This is a genomic window from Ancylomarina salipaludis, assembly GCF_004122035.1.
Lineage (GTDB): Bacteria > Bacteroidota > Bacteroidia > Bacteroidales > Marinifilaceae > Ancylomarina > Ancylomarina salipaludis.
Genome location: NZ_SAXA01000006.1, coordinates 155,988 through 174,127, shown reverse-complemented (window position 1 = coordinate 174,127; position 18,140 = coordinate 155,988). Strand labels below are relative to the sequence as shown.

Here is an 18,140-nt window from a genome sequence, read left to right as displayed (position 1 = left end):
CGGTGTGCATATAAACTCAATCTGTTACAGTATTTTGTTTTAAATAGAATGACGATTTACGCTTAGCCTAAAAGAAGATTTTAACTCCAATAAACGAAATTTTGAATCCATTAAAAAAACTTGCTGGTGAAACAGCCATTTATGGTGTGAGCTCTATTCTTGGCCGATTGCTAAATTGGCTTTTAGTGCCACTTTATACCAATATATTTGTTGAATCGGAATATGGAATTGTCACCAATCTGATGGCTTATGTTGCTATGGCTTTGGTTATTTTGACCTACGGATTAGAGACCGGTTTTTTTCGTTATGCCAATGATGGCGATTGCAAGTCAACCGTTTTTTCTACGACATTCTTGTCCGTAACTTCAACAAGTCTTTTGTTTTTGTTAGGGATATTCTTATTTCTCGATCCCATTTCTTCGTTTTTGAATGTAGGCGATCATTCAATTTATATCATTTTGTTGTCGCTCACATTAGCTTTTGATGCCATCACGTCATTACCTTTTGCTAAGCTTCGTCAAGAGAACAGACCTTTGCGCTATGCATTCATAAAACTGAGTAATATTGGGATTAATTTAGGCTTGAATTTGTTCTTTCTGGTGCTTTGCCCTAAACTAAATAGTTGGTTTCCCGAATGGGGTGTGACCCGTATTTGGAATCCGGAGATTGGAATTGGCTATATTTTTATCGCGATGTTCGCTGCAAGTCTTTTTAATTTGATTTTGCTACTACCGGATTTGGTTAAGGTGAAATGGCAGTTTGATATGACTTTGCTTCGTAAAGTTCTTAAATATGCTTCTCCTATTTTGGTTGTTAGTATTGCAGCACAAATCAATTTGAATGTGGATAAAATGCTGATGCCAAAATTAATTTCTGACGCTAGTGAGGCTTTGGCACAGACAGGAATATATGGCGCAAATTTTAAGTTGGCTGTCATCATGACGCTTTTTATTCAAGCTTTTCGCTTTGCTTTTGAACCGTTCTTCTTTTCGCAAAGCAAAGATGAGAGTAGTAAGCAACTTTATGCCGATATTTTGAAATATTTTGTGATTTTTGGTTTGTTGATCTTTTTAGGCGTCATGTTTTATCTGGATATGGTAAAGATACTTATCGGACCTAAGTTTCACGATGGCTTGGATATTGTACCTATCGTTCTGTTGGCGAATTTATTCCTTGGCATCTTCTTTTCATTGTCGCTTTGGTACAAGCTTACTGATAAAACCCGATATGGGGCTTATATAGCCCTTGGTGGTGCTGCAATTACACTTGTGTTGAATATTATTCTAGTTCCCAAAATTGGCTATTATGGTGCGGCAACTGCAATTCTGATATGTTCCGTTTTAATGACAATTACAAGTTATATTTTGGGACAAAAATATTACCCAATTCCGTATAACTTAAAACGTATTGCGACTTATTTTGGTTTAGGCATGTTGCTTTATTTTTTCAGCAGCTTTCTTCAGTTCGAAAACCATTGGCTTAAAATGTTAGCTAAAACTCCATTAATTATTTTATTTTTAATGGTCGTTTTCCAGAAGGAGAAATTATGGAGCTTGCCTGGACGGAAAAAGGATAAATAGGATGACTCATTCAAACTCTTGATTTACCATCCTGGGGGAATGAGTATGAATAGAAATCGAATAAAAACGTAACAAATATAAAAATGAAGGTTAAGATCATTAATAAATCGAAACACGATTTACCCAAGTATAGCACTGCCTTATCAGCAGGCATGGACTTGCGTGCTAATATTAACGAAACGGTGATGTTGCAACCACTTGAACGAACTTTAATTCCGACAGGTTTGTTTATTGAATTGCCAGCAGGATACGAAGCACAGATCCGTCCACGAAGCGGAATGGCTTTAAAGGAAGGGATTACTGTTTTAAATACACCCGGAACAATTGATGCGGATTATCGCGGTGAAATTCGTGTGATTTTAGCCAACCTGTCTAACTCGATGGTTGAGATTAACGATGGTGATCGTATTTGCCAGATGGTTGTTGCAGCACACGCTACTGTTGAGTGGGAAGCTGTTGAGGAACTGGAAGAAACCGTTAGAGCAGCGGGTGGATTCGGTCATACCGGGAAAGAATAAATTGGTTAAGCGTTAATAATTATTAAAGACTGAGTTTACTAAAACTTATTCAGTAACTTTGAGATTGCCTTGTAAATACCCCTTGTTTTGTGTGGTTTGGGGTTGGCAATTGATATGAAAAATATAAAAAACTAAAGAATAAAATGAAGATTATTGTTCCAATGGCCGGAATGGGTAAGCGTATGCGCCCACATACTTTAACTGTACCAAAACCATTAATTCCAATTGCAGGGAAACCGATTGTGCAACGTTTATTAGAAGAGATTGCAAAGGTTTCAGGAGAGGAGATTGACGAAATCGCTTATATTATTGGTGATTTTGGTTCTGAGGTAGAGAATCAGCTAAAGGAGATTGCTGCCAATTTAAATGCGTCGGCAAGCATCTATTATCAAAGGGAAGCTTTGGGAACGGCTCATGCCATTCATTGTGCTGCAGATTCACTTGATGGCAAAGTTGTAGTCGCTTTTGCTGACACCTTATTTAAGGCAGATTTTGTTTTAGATAATCAGGCTGATTCTGTTATTTGGGTACAAAAAGTTGAAGATCCATCAGCTTTTGGTGTGATTAAGATGGATGAGAACAACAAGATTACCGATTTTGTAGAGAAGCCTCAGGAATTTGTGTCTGACCTGGCAATTATTGGAATTTACTATTTTAAAGATGGTGCAAATCTTAAGTCGGAGTTGCAATATCTTTTAGATAATAAGCTTGTGGTTAATGGGGAATATCAGTTGACTGATGCTCTTGAAAACATGAAGAATAAAGGTCTGAGTTTTGTTCCCGGACAGGTGATTGAGTGGATGGATTGTGGTAATAAAGATGCAACCGTTAACACAAATCAGCGTATATTGGAATATCATAAAGATGATAAACTGGTAGCTGATAGCCTGATTAATGAGAATGCTGTTATTATACCTCCTTGTTATATCGGAGAAAATGTGGTGATTAGGAATTCTGTTGTAGGTCCTCACGTTTCATTGGGAGACAACTCTTTAGTTGAGAATTCATTGGTTTCGAATGCAATTGTACAAACGAATACCAAAATTGCGGGTGGCAATATCAAAAATTCCATGTTGGGTAATTTTGTTGAAGTTGTTGGTGAAGCAAAAGAATACAGTGTCGGTGATTACACCAACTGTTAATAAATAAAGGTATAGGATCGATTCTGGGGCTTATTTTAAAGGCTTCGGAATCGATGCGCATAAGGGACTATATCGCTTTGAAATACAAATAGAATGATGGGAAGACAATTAAAAGTTTATGTTGTTGCTGGGGTACTTATTTTAAGTTCTTCAGTCGCTTGGGGTCAAAAGAAAGGGACGGATAAAAAGAAGACTAAGACTGAATTGACCGAAGAGAAACGTCTTGAATTCGATTTTGCATTTCATGAAGGCGAAAAATCTCTTGTTTTGGGCGAATACGAAAAAGCAATTTCATGGTTTGCAACTTGTCTTAAACTTGATAATACGAGTGCGGTTGCCCGTTACGAATTGGCTAATATTTATTTGGGTAAGGAGAATCTTAATTCAGCCCTTCAGTTAGCTCGGGAGGCGGTGGCTTTACAGCCTAAAAACATGTGGTATCAGGTTCAGTTGGCTGGTATTTATAAGTCCAAAGGGATGATTGAACAGGCATGTGAAGTGTATGATAATTTGGCTTCTCAATTCCCTAAGCGTAATGATTTTTATTACATTCAGGCTGAATTGTATGCATCGGTTGAAAAGTTCGAACAAGCTCTTGAGGTATATCAGAAACTTGAAAAAAAGATTGGTGTTACTGAGCAAGTAAGCCTAAATAAACAGACCCTTTTTCTTCGTTTAGGTAAAAGGAAAAATGCCTACAATGAGTTGAATAAGCTGATTAAAAAATTTCCGTTTAAAATTGAGAATTATGGTTTGCTTGCTGATATGTATCTGCAAGATGGAGACGGAGAGAAGGCTTTGGAATTGTATAAAAAGATTGTCGAAATTGCGCCTGAGAATGGCTTGGTTCATTTTTATTTAGCTGAGTATTATCGAAAAGAAAAACAATATGACCTGGCTCTGAATTCATTGAAAAAAGCTTTTGCCAGTGATATGGTAGATCCTGATAAGAAGATTCAGTATTTGATGGGGGTTATTATGGCTGATCCTGAGAATAAGGTTTCTGATGTGACCCTGAAAGAATTGTTGGATTTATTGATTAAAGTTCATCCCGAACATATTCATGTAAATGCCCTTTATGCTGATTTCCTGCGTCGTCAGAAAGATAGTGAAGGTGCTCGAAAATTACTAAGGAAAGTTCTTGCCCAAGAGAAAACTAACTATGTCATTTGGGAAGAGTTAATGTTTATTGATAATGAATTGTTGGATTTTGACAGCATGTTGTCCGAAAGCTCAGAGGCTATTAAATATTTTCCAACTCAACCGATGTTGTATATTTTTAATGGGGTCGCTGCAGCACAAAAGAAAGATTATGAAACGGCAGTCAAATCACTAACCACAGGCTTTAATTATATAGGCGATAATATCCCCATGCGAATTCAGTTTCTGACCTATTTGGGAGATGCTCAATACGAGCTTGGTCATACTGAGAAAGCATTTCAAGCCTATGATGAGGTTCTGCTTTTTGATCCTGATAATGTGGTGGTTTTAAACAACTACAGCTATTATTTATCAGTACTTAATCAGAAATTGGACAAAGCCAAAGAGATGAGTTTAAAATGTGTTGAGATTGAAAAGGAAAATTCAACCTATCTTGACACACATGCATGGGTTCTATTTAAATTAGGCTCGTTTTCTGATGCCAAACGTGCCATGGAAAAAGCTCTTCAGTTTGGAGGGCGGGAATCTGCTGTTATTGTCGAGCACTATGGCGATATTCTTTACCGTTTAGGTGATAAGAAAGCGGCAATGACTGAGTGGAAAAATGCCCAAAAGCTTGGTGAAGGTTCTAAGCAATTATTAGAAAAGATAAAAATAGGGGGGATTCCTGAATAGTTTATGAAGATATTTCGAATGAAAAATTGCCTGTTGGGCAGTGCATTTTTGCTTCTCTTGTTGTTGCAATTCTCGTGTAAGTCAACTTATGAACTTGGGCGTAAAAGAGCTCATGGGATAAGCGATAACAGGTTATATAATCAGATTGTGGATAGCAGTCTGTCATACAAATCGCTTTGGGTAAAGCGTTTTTCAGCACACTACGAATCAAACGGCAAATCACAAAATGTCAAAGGTTCAATTAAAATTTTAAAAGACAGTATCATCATGGTGCAAATAAATGCGCCAACCGGGATTTTAGAGGTGGCTCGTATTTATATCACCCCTGATTCGGTTAAGATTATCGATCGTTTGAAGAAGGAATATCTGACTAGTGATTTCTTTTTTTTATCGGAGAAACTGAATATGAATGTTGATTTTTATACACTGCAAAGCATTCTAACCAATTCAATTTTCCAGTTACGTGATCTTTATGAAAGACAACGTCCTTTTATTCGCAATTTTAAAGGCAAAGCCATTGGTGATAAATATGTTTTTTTATCCGATAAGGCTGCAAAGGTTGAGCGGAAATTAAGAAAAGATAAATATTCAAGGCTTTATCGATTTAATTACCAGCGATTTGAAATTGACCCTTCCTTAATGAAAATTACGGATGTCATTGTACGAGAGTTTGGTGAAGAAAGGGAGATGGTTTTAAAGTATCGTGATTTCGTTAAACTTGAAGAACAAAAGTTTCCAAGTGAATTGGTTTTTAAGGTGAAGGATTCCATACAATCCTTATCTTGTAAATTAAAATATAACAAGCTTGAAATTGATGAAGATCTTAAATTTCCTTTTAAGGTCTCTAATAAATTTAAAAGAATCTATCCAGACTAAACTATGGAATTTCTTAAAAGTCAGAAGTTAATTCTATTTTTCATTGTTAGTTTTTTATTGCTGAATTGTTCGGTATATGCACAAGATATATCTAAACTAAAAAAGCAAAAGGAGCAAAATGCGAAAGATATCGCCTATACCCAGAAATTACTTCAAACGACCCAAAAGAAACAAGAAGCCAGTTTGGGACTCTTATCAGTTCTTAGTAGGAAGATTAAGCTCCAGGAGAATATGATCGATAATATTCAAAAAGAACTGGATTATACGGATTCTAAAATAGGTAAAACAAAGGCTGAAATTTCAGGTTTAGAGCAGAAATATAATCAGCTTCAAAAACAGTACGAAAAGCTGATTCTGTATGCACACCGTCAAAAGAACTCGCGTGATAAACTCATGTTTTTATTTGCCTCAAAAGATTTCAATCAGGCTTATAAGAGGTATAAGTATTTGCAGCAGTTTTCTGAATTTACCCGTAAACGTGGTGAGGAATTGGTAGAAACAAAGGTGAAGCTTGATTTGAAACTGGATGGTTTAAAGCTTGCCAAAAAAGAAAAACAAGTCTTATTGGCTTTAAATACAAAGGCCTCAGAAAACTTATCATCACAAAAAAATCAACAATCAGGTGTTCTTTCGCAATTAAAAAAGAAGGAAAAAACGCTTCGTAGGAATTTGGCAATTCAACGCAATAATGATAAAAAACTCGAGAAGGAAATTCGCAAAATTATTGCAGAACAGGCTCGTCTGGCTAAGAAGAAAAAAAATGTAAGCGGGGCCTATGGTTTAACCCCCGAAGAGAAAGCACTTGGTGAGAATTTTGGTCAGAATATGGGTAAGTTTCCCTGGCCAACCCCAACTGGATTTATTTCTCAGAATTTTGGACAGCATGCACATCCTGTATTAAAACATGTGAGAGTCAACAACGATGGGATTGATATCACAACCAAGCCACAATCTATTTGTCGTTCAATTTTTAAAGGAGAAGTCACTCATATTTTATCTATGCCCGGACTGAATATGGTTGTTATTATTAAGCATGGTGATTATATGACTGTTTATTCCAACCTTGCTAGGGTGATGGTGAAAAAGGGTGATTTGGTCTCGGCAAAACAGGAAATCGGGGTGGTTTATACTGATGAGAAGGAAAATCAGACTATCTTGAAGTTTCAGATGTGGAAAGAAACGACAAAGCTTAATCCCTCATTATGGTTACTTAAGCAGTAGTCGGTTACGGTCTTAAATCAGCTTATCTATATTCAAGTGAATGGAATCCAATCGCGAGATATTTATTGAGAAACTGGATAATTTTATTCGAAAGTATTACCAGTATCAACTTTTAAGAGGTTTTCTGCTTACAATCTTGTTTTTGATTGTACTCTATTTGGGCATAAGTGTTTTTGAATATCATTTGTACCTGTCAGCCCGAATTAAGACTATTCTGATTCTCATAGGATCCAGTTTACAGCTTTTTGTTTTCATTGCCCTTATTGTTTTTCCATTAAGGGGTTTGCTTTATAAAGGTTCTCGGATCTCATATCGAAAAGCAATTTTACTGATCTCCTCACATTTTCCCGAACTCGAAGATCGTTTGTTGAATACTTATGAGCTTAGTGAAAATGCTTTGGATCATCCTGAGGATAATGCCTTGCTTATTGCCAGCATTAACCAACGTATTGCCTCTTTAAGTGTCCTGTCTTTTCGTGAGAGTATCTCTTTTAAGGATGCTTATATTTATTTCAAATATTTGTCGGGCGTTGTACTATTTTGTTTAATTATTTATTTTGCTTTCCCTGATTTTTATCCCAGTAGCAATCAGCGCTTGATGCATTTTCGAAAGGATTATAAAGCGCCAGCTGATTTTGAATTTGTTATTGATAGCGAATTGATTGCTGAAAAAGGATCAGATTTCCTTTTAAGCCTTCATACGGATGGTAAATATAGCCCGGAGTCGGTTGAGCTGATTTATGGCGGGCAAAAATATTTGATGCTTTCTGATAATGCAGGGAGGTTCACCTATGAGTTTCGAAATATCAATTCGGAGTTATTCTTTTCATTAGAATCGGGAAAAATCAAATCTTCAACTTATCAGTTGCGTGTAAAATCAAAACCCTTGCTGGAGCTGATGGAGATAAGTATTCAGCCACCTTCATACACGAATTTACCAAGCCATACAGAGAAACAAATAGGGGATGTGAGCTTTCCTGTCGGTTCAGAATTAACATGGCTTATAAAGGCTTATAATGCAGATAGTATTGGTTTGCGTTTTATAAAAAAAGATACTTTCGTTTTTGCACCTAGTACAAGATTGGAGTACACGGATCAATTTTTGGAATCAGACACTTATACAATTAGCCTTGCAAACTCTGATTATCCCCAATCCATATACGCCCGTTATCAGCTGGAGGCTTTACCCGATCAATTCCCAACAATAGGAGTAAGCATGCAAATCGATTCGGTATCTGCTTCGGTTTATTATTTTAAAGGTATTATAAAGGATGATTATGGTTTTAGCAAATTACGTTTCGTATTTAAACCACAAGACGAGGAAGTCAGGTTTTTGCCCGTGCCAATTCAAAAAAACATAACGCGTCAGGAATTTTATTTTGCTTTCGATTTTTCATCCTTGAATTTACCCCAGGGAAGTCAGGTACAATATTATTTTGAAGTTTTCGATAATGATGCAATTCATAAACCCAAAAGTACCCGATCCGATTTTTTAAATTTTTATTTGCCAAGTGCCGAACAAGTTTATGAACTCAATTCTCATATTCAAGACAGCTTAAGTCGTAAGATTGATCAGACTCGGGAAATATCCAGCTCAATTCAACAGGATGTCCTCAAATTGCAGAAAAGTTTATTGGATAATTCGAGTGATCAATGGCAACAAAATCAAATGTTTAATGAGATTGAAGCCCAAAAAAAGCAGCTTGAGAATCTCTTAAAAGAAATTAAGAAGGATAATGCCCGTAAAAATCAGCTTATGAAGGCTGCTGGTTTGCAGGATTCCTTACTTCTTGATAAGCAAAAGAAGATTGAAGAGCTGATGGATAAAATTATGGACGATGAGTTGAAAAAACTTTTCGAAGAGTTTAATAAACTGTCAGAAAATCTGGATAGAGAAAAGATAAATAAATTGGGTAATCAATTGAAAATGTCTATGACAGATTTTCAGAAGCAACTCGATCGCAATCTTCAATTATTAGAACGTTACGAAATTGAATTAGGCATTAAACAACTTTCTTCACGCATCGAGAAATTAGCTCAGGAACAAAAAGCGCTTTCTCAATCGAAACGAAAAGACCAGGAATCTACCATTCGAAAACAAGTGAGTGCAAAAATGCAGTGGGAACGAATAGAAAAGGACCTGGAAGAATTGTTGAAAAAAAATTCCGGAATTGAGAAGCCATATCAACTCAGCGATTTTCAGAATGAGAAAAATGCCATTGAGAAGAGCATGCAGGAAAGTCTTGATCAGTTGAGAGAAAATAAAATGGGTAAAGCCGGAAAGAGCATGCAGACAAGTTCCCAACAACAATCTGAAATAGCTCAAAAACTGACTTCTGCCATGGCGGGAAATATGTCAATGCAATTGAGTATTGATACCGACATGTTGAGTAAATTACTGCATAATCTTATCGATTTTTCTTTTCAACAAGAAAAGCTTATTTTAGATTTGAAAAAAATAAACTACCTTAATCCATTATATGTCAGTATTATTGACAGGCAAGGGGTTTTGAATGAAGAGTATCAATTATTACAGGATTCTTTATTGTCTTTATCGAGTCGTACACCTCAGGTTGCTGCTCTTATTGGGAATAGAATTTTCGAATTGGAAGACTTTTTGAGTCAAAGTTTAGACGAGTTGAATGATCACAGAGTTTATCAGGCTCAGGTGACTCAACAAAAATCGATGACCGAGATTAATGAGTTGGCTGTATTTTTATCAGAAGCACTCAAACAATTGCTTGAACAAATGGCCAATGGTATGCCGGGGAGTCAGCTTGGCGATAAAAAAGGTAAAACCCCCTCTTTTTCGGGGATGAAGTCGCAGCAGGAATCCTTAAAAAAGATGCTTGAACAAATGATTCAAGGGCTGAAGGATGGGGAAGGAAAGGCTGGACAGAAGAGTGAAAAGTTAGGAAAATACCTGCAAGAACAAGAGATGTTTAAGCAGAAGATGAATGAGATGATTCAGCATGGAGGGCATGGCGAGCAGACCGAAAAGATATTAAGAGACGTTATGAAGATGATGGAGCAAACGGAACGCGAGATCTCTAATTTTTCGGTTAATCGGCAGACTATTATTCGTCAGAATCAAATCATGACGCGATTGTTGGAGGCAGAAAATGCATCACGCGAGAAGGATTTTGATAAAAAAAGGGAAAGTAAATCGGGACAAAATCATAAATTGAGTAACCCTAAAGCTATATTTAAGTATAAGAAAACAGATACTGACTTCGATGATTTGTTTAATGATTCGAATGTGAAACTCATAGACTACTACAATAAAATTTATTTGGATTATCTTATTCGATTGAACGATGGCAAAAGCAGATAACTTATTAAGAGTTCCTTCTCGTATGCATTATTTGAAGCGTGTCGAGAATCTAATTAGTAACCTGTCTTCACATTATCAAATTAGCCCAGAAGCTTCCGAGAAAATTTCATTGGCCGTTTTGGAGGCTGTAAATAATGCTATTTTGCATGGTAATAAGCTCGATCACAAGAAAAATGTTACAATTCATTTTCGGGTGAGCAAGCGCTGTATCTCCTGTGTCATCAAGGATGAAGGTGATGGATTTGACTTTTTATGCGTTCCTGACCCAACTCTTCCCGAAAATATTGAGAAAACTCACGGAAGAGGCGTATTTTTGATGAACCATTTGGCCGACTCTGTACACTATAGTGCTGAGGGCCGACATGTTAAAATGGTTTTCAATCTATAATAAATGCAGATAAGTTACAATACGTGTGAAACTGAAATGCCTGAAATTAATCAGGAAAGAGTCAGTTTGTGGATCTCTCAAGTGGTAGAAAATTTCGATTGCGAAATAGGGGAGATTAATTATTATTTTTGTTCTGATAATTATTTGTTGGAGATGAATCGTGAACACTTGAATCACGATTACTTTACAGATATTATCACCTTTGATTACACAGTTGCGGATATCATATCAGGTGATTTATTTATTTCTGTAGATACTGTACGTGATAATGCTCAAGAATATCAGGTTGATTTCTTAGAGGAATTACATCGGGTGATTGTGCACGGTGTCCTTCACTTACTTGGGATTGATGATAAATGTGATGAGGATCAGGAAATAATGACCCAAAAGGAGGATGAATCATTAGCTTTACTTTCCAAGATTCATTAAATTTGTGAAATTTTTGAATTAAAAAATTGATTATTAGCTTTTTACACAGTCTTCTTAAGGCTTTTAAAGAGTTGATATCTAATATATTACCCTGTTTTTTGATGAGAATTGCAGGTGTAAAATACTGAAAGTGTATATGTTAGCTGAATATGATGTTATAGTAGTTGGTGCTGGCCATGCAGGATGTGAGGCCGCAACGGCAGCAGCCAATTTAGGTTCATCGGTGCTTCTGATCACCATGGATATGAATAAGATTGCACAAATGTCTTGTAATCCTGCTATTGGTGGAATTGCCAAAGGACAGATTGTGCGAGAGATTGATGCATTGGGAGGATATACAGGTATTGTTACCGATAGGTCATCCATTCAATTTAGAATGCTGAATCGTTCGAAAGGACCCGCTATGTGGAGTCCAAGAGCACAATGCGACCGTATGGTTTTTTCTTCAGAATGGAGACGCGTTGTTGAGAATACCGATAATTTAGATATGTGGCAGGATGCTGTAGTGGGACTTCTCTTCGAAGATGAAAAGGTGATTGGTGTTAAAACAAAACTGGGAGTTGATATTAAATCAAAAACGGTTGTTTTAACCAATGGTACTTTCCTGAATGGTTTGATGCATGTAGGCAAAAAACAAGAGATGGGAGGCCGTTCATCTGAACCGGCTTCGTTTGGTATTAGTGAGCAATTGAAATCTGTAGGATTTGAAGTTGGTCGTATGAAGACAGGAACACCTGCTCGTCTTGATGGCCGAAGTATTGATTTTTCAGTAATGAAGCGACAGGATGGGGAAGAGGATTTTCATCAATTTTCATATTTGAATAATCATGTGGATAAGGAGTTGATTCAACGTCCCTGTTATATTACTTATACCAATCCTGAGGTCCATTCTGAATTGGAACTTGGTTTTGATGAATCGCCGATGTACGATGGAACCATTCAAAGTACAGGACCGCGTTATTGCCCAAGTATCGAATCGAAGTTGACCACTTTTGCTGAGAAAAATGAACATCTTTTGTTTTTGGAACCAGAGGGGGAAACAACACATGAATACTATATCAATGGCTTCTCTTCAAGTTTAGCTTGGGATATTCAATTGAATGGATTAAAGAAAGTGCCGGGATTGGAGAATGTGAAAATGTATCGTCCGGGATATGCTATTGAATACGATTATTTCGCTCCAACACAGTTGCATCATACTTTGGAAACAAAGCTGATAGAAAATCTTTATTTTGCTGGTCAGATTAATGGAACAACAGGCTATGAGGAGGCTGGAGCTCAAGGGATAATTGCAGGAATAAATGCGAGTCTGAAAGTTCAGGGGAAAGAGCCATTTACTTTAAAACGGGATGAAGCCTATATTGGTGTTCTAATTGATGATTTGGTGACAAAAGGTGTTGATGAACCTTACCGTATGTTTACTTCTCGTGCAGAATATCGTATTCTTTTGAGACAGGATGATGCCGATATGAGACTGACACCACGTGCTTATCAGTTGGGTTTAGCAGGTCAGGATCGTATGGATTTATTGACTCAGAAAATCGAGTATCGCAATAAGCTGATCTATTTTTGTCAGGAATTTGGAGTAAAACCCAAATACATCAATGCTGTTTTAGAAGATTTGGGAACAAGTCCGCTTAAGCAAGGTGTGAAATTGTACGATGTCGTTTTGAGACCTCAAGTTCATATTTCTGACTTGATTGAAACAATTCTGCCTTTAAAAGAAATTGTAGATTCAATTCCCAATAGAAGAGATGAGATTGTTGAAGCCGCTGAAGTTTTAATAAAGTACTCAGGTTATATTGAGCGTGAAAAACTAATTGCTGATAAGCTGACCCGACTTGAGAGGATCGTGATTACTGATCGTTTTGATTACACAACATTACAATCTTTATCAACTGAAGCGCGTCAGAAATTAGATAAGATCAGACCTGAAACAATAGGGCAGGCTTCACGTATTCCCGGTGTTTCACCTAGTGATGTAAACGTGCTTTTAGTCCTTATGGGACGTTAATGTTCCACGTGGAACGCTAGGGTGGTTTATCTTACAAACGCCCTTTGAAGAGCTCGAAAGTGCCTTGTCTTGATTATGAGATGGGTGTTTTCGAGCTTTTGGCATAAAGGATTGTGTACAGAAACACAGCTTTGTTTTAATTACAATTCTTTTTAATTGGATACTTGAGTATCTTGTATTATAATTTGAAAAATTAAATGATATGGATAAGTCGAATTTTACTATTGCCGGAAATATTGTTGATGTTGTTGCAAAAAGGATATATAAGGGAGAGCTTGAGATTAGGGAAGGAAAGATTGCTTCGATCAAGGAACTTGAATTTGCACCCGATTGTTATATCCTCCCAGGTTTGGTTGACTCACATGTGCATATAGAAAGTTCACTTTTAATTCCAAGTCGTTTTGCTGATTTAATTGTTAGGAAAGGAACATTAGGCGTAGTGACCGATCCTCATGAGATTGCAAATGTTCTGGGTGAAATTGGGATAGATTTCATGATTAATGATGCACGTAAGACCCCGCTTGAAATTCGTTTTGGCGTGCCATCTTGTGTTCCTGCGACTTCTTTTGAGACTTCCGGGTTTGTTTTGGGGCCAAACAAGGTCGAAAGTTTGCTGAAACGTGAAGAGGTTGTTTGTTTGGCAGAAGTTATGGATTATCCTGGAGTCATTCGGGGTGATTTGGATATCATGAAAAAAATTGTTGCAACGAAGCGCTTAGGCAAGAAAGTCGACGGACACGCTCCAGGTGTAAATGGAGAGGATTTGAGAAAGTATGTTGCTGCAGGTATCTCTGCTGATCATGAATGTTCGACTTTGGAGGAGGCTATTAATAAGATCCGTTTAGGAATGATGATACAGATAAGAGAGGGGAGTGCTGCTAAAAATTTTGAAGCTCTCTATTCTCTGATTGATACGCATCCGGATCGGGTCATGTTGTGTACGGATGATACGCATCCCGATGATTTATTTGAAAGAGGGCATATTGATCATCTTATTCGAAGAGGTTTAAATAAAGGATGTGATATCTTTAATTTATTACGGGCAGGCTCCTATAATGCCATTAGACATTATGGTCTGGATTTAGGATTACTTCAACTGGGGGACTCTGGAGATTTTATTGTGATTGATGATTTAGACTCATTTCAGGTGCAGTCGTCTTATATGAAAGGCGTGTGCGTTTATAATAATGGAGAGGTGCTCTTCGATAGTCATAACGAAATCCTTTTAAATAATTTCTATCGAAAAGAAATTGGTCTTGAGGATATTCAAATTAAAGCCAAGGATTGTGATGTGCACGTAATGGCGGTAAATGATGGTGATTTATTGACAGGGTGGACACAAGGACGTCCCAAAACTGAGGATGGTCAATTTGTTTCGGATATAGAACAGGATCTTTTAAAGATGGTTGTGATGAGTCGTTACAATAATGATAAACCTGTTGTAGGTTTTGTTAAGGGGTTTGGTTTTAAAAGAGGCGCAATATCGGGAAGTGTTGCACACGACAGTCATAATATTATTGCTGTAGGAACTAATGATGCAGATATATTGAGTGCCTTGAACAAGCTTATAAGAATGAAGGGTGGGATGGTTGCTTCAGATTCTGAATTGTCTCGGTTTGTGAAGTTGGATGTTGCAGGTTTGATGTCGAACAAAAGAGGGGAGGATTTGCTGTCGGATTATAAAAAGCTTTCTGATTTTACCCGAGGTTTTGGTAGTAGCTTTCATTCTCCATTTATGACACTGGCTTTTATGTCTTTACTGGTTATACCTAAATTGAAACTTTCAGATAAAGGGCTTTTTGATGTTGAGCAATTTAAGTTGATTGATTTGTATTGTGAATAGTCTTGTTTATATTGTCTCGGTATCCATTAGAATTTAATATTTGTGGTAGAAAACAAACACATTGTTCGCTTAAAAGAACGGGTTGCAGCTTTACCGGATGAACCCGGGGTTTATCAATTTTTTGATGAACATGAAAAGATTATTTACGTTGGAAAGGCGAAACGATTGAAAAGGCGTGTTGCGTCCTATTTCAATAAGGTGCATGATATTGCCAAAACGAATGTGATGGTGAAAAAGATCGCAGATATCAAACACCTGGTTGTAGAAACGGAAGAAGATGCTCTTTTGCTTGAGAATAATCTGATTAAAAAGCATCAGCCTCGCTATAATATCCTTCTAAAGGATGATAAGTCCTACCCCTGGATTTGTATTAAAAAAGAGACTTTCCCAAGAGTTCATATTACACGGCAATTGGTAAAAGACGGATCTGAATATTTTGGTCCTTATACCAGTGTTCGGATGGTGAGAACGCTTATGGATTTAATTCGGTCATTATACAAGCTGAGAACTTGCAATCTTAAACTTGATGAAAAAAGTGTTTCGCAGGGGAAATTTAAGGTTTGTCTGGAGTATCATATTGGGAATTGCAAGGGACCTTGTGTAGGGAATGAATCATTTGAAGAATACCATCAGACTATAGCTGAAATACGTCATATTCTTAAAGGGAATATTAAAAATGTAACGGATTTTCTTCAGGAAAAAATGCAGGCCTTAGCTCTCGATTATAAATATGAGGACGCACATTTAATTAAGGAGAAGTTAGATCTTCTTGAGAAATACAGGAGTAAATCAACGATTGTAAGTCCTACGATTGATAATATTGATGTTTATTCTATTTTGGCTGATGAGGACACGGCCTACGTTAATTTTCTAAAGCTTGTAAATGGAGCGATTATTCAGGCTCACACTATAGAGATTAAGAAAAAATTGGATGAAAGTGAGGAAGAGCTTTTGGTGATGGGAATTGTTGAAATTCGTCAAAAGATTTTTAGTACAGCTAAAGAAATTATTGTGCCTTTCCCTTTAGATCTTTCAATGCATAATGTGGGTTTTACAGTCCCTCAAAGAGGCGATAAGAAGAAGCTTTTAGATTTGTCATTACGCAATGTGAAGTATTTCCGTCAGGAAAAATTGAAACAGCTTGAAAAAAGACAACCGAAGAAACATTCCGATAGAATCGTGGAGGGGATGAAAAAAGATTTTCGCCTTAAAGAATTGCCTGTTCATATTGAGTGTTTTGATAATTCGAATATTCAGGGAACGCATCCTGTTGCTTCCTGTGTGGTTTTTCGTAATGCAAAACCCTACAAAAAAGATTACCGACATTTTAATATTAAAACGGTGGTTGGGGCCAACGACTTTGCCTCGATGGAAGAGATCATTTACAGACGGTATAAGCGCTTATTGGAGGAGGAGAAATCATTACCTCAGTTAATCGTGATTGACGGCGGGAAAGGGCAATTGGGGGCAGCTCTAAACTCACTTGAAAAACTTGATCTAAGGGGGAAAGTAGCAGTTGTCGGGATTGCAAAACGTTTGGAAGAGATCTTCTTTCCTGGTGATCCTTACCCTCTGTATTTAGATAAGAATTCAGAAAGTTTGAAAGTGATTCAGCATCTGAGAAATGAATCGCACCGATTTGCGATTACCTTTCACAGACAGAAACGATCGAAAGCCTTTATCACTTCAGAACTGGACGAGGTCTCTGGAATTGGTCCTAAGACAAAACAGAGCTTGATTTCGACTTTTAAATCAGTAGAAAATATAAAGAAAACCAGTTTGGAAGATCTTGAAAAATGTATTGGTAAATCGAAAGCTGTAAAGCTTTGGCATCATTTTAATTAGATGTTGTTAATTGTAGTTGATATTCATCTTTTAAACGATGTGCTTATTTTTTTTAAAAGATGGCATGAATCAACTCTTCAGTTTCTAACTGATCAAAGTAATCTTGCATATTCAAATGGCTCAATACCTGTATTAAACTTTCCTTGTGGTGGGGGATGCTGATTAGGTTGTTTTCGAGTTCGGCAATTTTTTCTTTTTTAATGCAATTACCTAAAATTTCAGCTTTTGAAATTCGGCCCTTTTCGATGTCAAGCTCTATTTCTAATATATTTCCATTGTCAAAACCAATGAGTCTTTCAAATTTGTATTTGGGTGAGTAGCCAAAATTCCATTCCCATTTCAGGTATTTTTCTTCCATCAGCTTCTGAATAGCCTCATGATCTGATTCTGTTAGTTCGTATGCCTTAATCTCCGGAAATTGACTTTGAACGTGACGAATGATTTTGTTTTGCAATTCATCAATAAGCAGTGGAGTGGATAGATGCTCGCTGATATTGGTTACCCGGCTTCTAATGGATCGGACACCTCTGTCACGAAACTTAAGTGGGTTCACCTTCAAAAGGCTGTTCAAGCGGCTTAAATCGCTTGAGAAAAGCATCGTGCCATGCTGCATCACTTTGTTTCGGTAGATATGGGAGGCATTACCTGAAAATTTCATTCCTTCAATGGTCAGATCACTTTTACCTTCGAATTTGGCATCTACACCTAAACTTTGGAGGACATCTATTACGGGTTGTGAGTATTTTCTGAAATTGATCAATTCGCCTTTTTCACCTTTGCTGATAAAGCAATAGTTTAAGTTGCCTTCATCATGAAAAACAGTCCCGCCACCAGAAAGGCGACGGACAATTTCAATATTTTGTTCTTCACATTTGTCCAAATTAATTTCAGCCAGAGCATTCTGATGTTTCCCAATAACAATGGCCGCTTTATTTCGGTAAAGTATATAGAAATTTTCCTCGAAATTTTTCAGGAAGTATTCTTCTGTTGCTTGATTAAAGGCGGCTTGATTGCTTTTGCTGATATAATAGAACATGTATTATTTAAATTTTGAATCTTTAATTTTTAAACCATTTTATACAAATATGCTGAATAAATTTGATAATAGTTATTT

At 36.8% G+C, this 18,140-nt stretch carries 13 protein-coding genes; 12 read left to right on the top strand and 1 reads right to left on the bottom strand.

All coding sequences use genetic code 11. From position 1 onward, the window contains the following. Nucleotides 1-101 precede the first annotated feature (101 nt). The 12 genes from EO244_RS08450 (at nt 102) to uvrC (ending at nt 17,026) form a co-directional block, all read left to right on the top strand. Nucleotides 102-1,580: a lipopolysaccharide biosynthesis protein gene (locus EO244_RS08450; protein WP_129254231.1), complete on the top strand. Its 1,479-nt coding sequence runs from the start codon at nt 102-104 to the stop codon at nt 1,578-1,580. 83 nt (nt 1,581-1,663) lie between these two features. Further along, nucleotides 1,664-2,098, top strand: coding sequence for a dUTP diphosphatase (gene dut, locus EO244_RS08445; protein ID WP_129254230.1), 435 nt, complete (start codon nt 1,664-1,666; stop codon nt 2,096-2,098). A 143-nt stretch (nt 2,099-2,241) separates the two neighbouring features. After that, a complete protein-coding gene (locus EO244_RS08440) occupies nt 2,242-3,240 on the top strand; it encodes a sugar phosphate nucleotidyltransferase (RefSeq protein WP_129254229.1) in 999 nt (332 codons plus the stop codon). Nucleotides 3,241-3,333: 93 nt separating this feature from the next. Beyond that, on the top strand, nt 3,334-5,076 hold the full coding sequence (locus EO244_RS08435; RefSeq protein ID WP_129254228.1) for a tetratricopeptide repeat protein: 1,743 nt from the start codon (nt 3,334-3,336) through the stop codon (nt 5,074-5,076). 18 nt (nt 5,077-5,094) lie between these two features. After that, entirely contained in the window at nt 5,095-5,952 is an 858-nt protein-coding gene (locus EO244_RS08430) for a DUF4292 domain-containing protein (RefSeq protein WP_164977446.1), read from the top strand. A 3-nt stretch (nt 5,953-5,955) separates the two neighbouring features. Next, a complete protein-coding gene (locus EO244_RS08425; RefSeq protein WP_129254226.1) occupies nt 5,956-7,173 on the top strand; it encodes a murein hydrolase activator EnvC family protein in 1,218 nt (405 codons plus the stop codon). A gap of 40 nt (nt 7,174-7,213) precedes the next feature. After that, nucleotides 7,214-10,507, top strand: coding sequence for a DUF4175 family protein (locus tag EO244_RS08420; protein ID WP_129254225.1), 3,294 nt, complete (start codon nt 7,214-7,216; stop codon nt 10,505-10,507). Next, the gene (locus EO244_RS08415; RefSeq protein WP_241687961.1) at nt 10,491-10,895 is read left to right on the top strand and encodes an ATP-binding protein; all 405 of its coding nucleotides are present in this window, start codon (nt 10,491-10,493) and stop codon (nt 10,893-10,895) included. Before EO244_RS08420 ends, EO244_RS08415 begins: the two co-directional genes overlap by 17 nt. Before the next feature lie 3 nt (nt 10,896-10,898). After that, entirely contained in the window at nt 10,899-11,324 is a 426-nt protein-coding gene (gene ybeY / locus EO244_RS08410) for an rRNA maturation RNase YbeY (RefSeq protein WP_129254224.1), read from the top strand. 136 nt (nt 11,325-11,460) lie between these two features. Further along, entirely contained in the window at nt 11,461-13,338 is a 1,878-nt protein-coding gene (mnmG, locus tag EO244_RS08405) for a tRNA uridine-5-carboxymethylaminomethyl(34) synthesis enzyme MnmG (RefSeq protein ID WP_129254223.1), read from the top strand. 202 nt (nt 13,339-13,540) lie between these two features. Continuing rightward, nucleotides 13,541-15,181 (top strand): adenine deaminase, encoded by a 1,641-nt coding sequence (gene ade / locus EO244_RS08400; RefSeq protein ID WP_129254222.1) that lies wholly within the window; start codon nt 13,541-13,543, stop codon nt 15,179-15,181. Nucleotides 15,182-15,223: 42 nt separating this feature from the next. Beyond that, the gene (gene uvrC, locus EO244_RS08395; RefSeq protein ID WP_241687960.1) at nt 15,224-17,026 is read left to right on the top strand and encodes an excinuclease ABC subunit UvrC; all 1,803 of its coding nucleotides are present in this window, start codon (nt 15,224-15,226) and stop codon (nt 17,024-17,026) included. Between the two features lie 52 nt (nt 17,027-17,078). Here uvrC and EO244_RS08390 read toward each other — a convergent pair whose 3' ends face one another. Then, nucleotides 17,079-18,062 carry a lipoate--protein ligase gene (locus EO244_RS08390; RefSeq protein ID WP_129254220.1) on the bottom strand — a complete coding sequence of 328 codons (984 nt, stop codon included), beginning with the start codon at nt 18,060-18,062 and terminating at the stop codon, nt 17,079-17,081. Nucleotides 18,063-18,140: the final 78 nt, after the last annotated feature.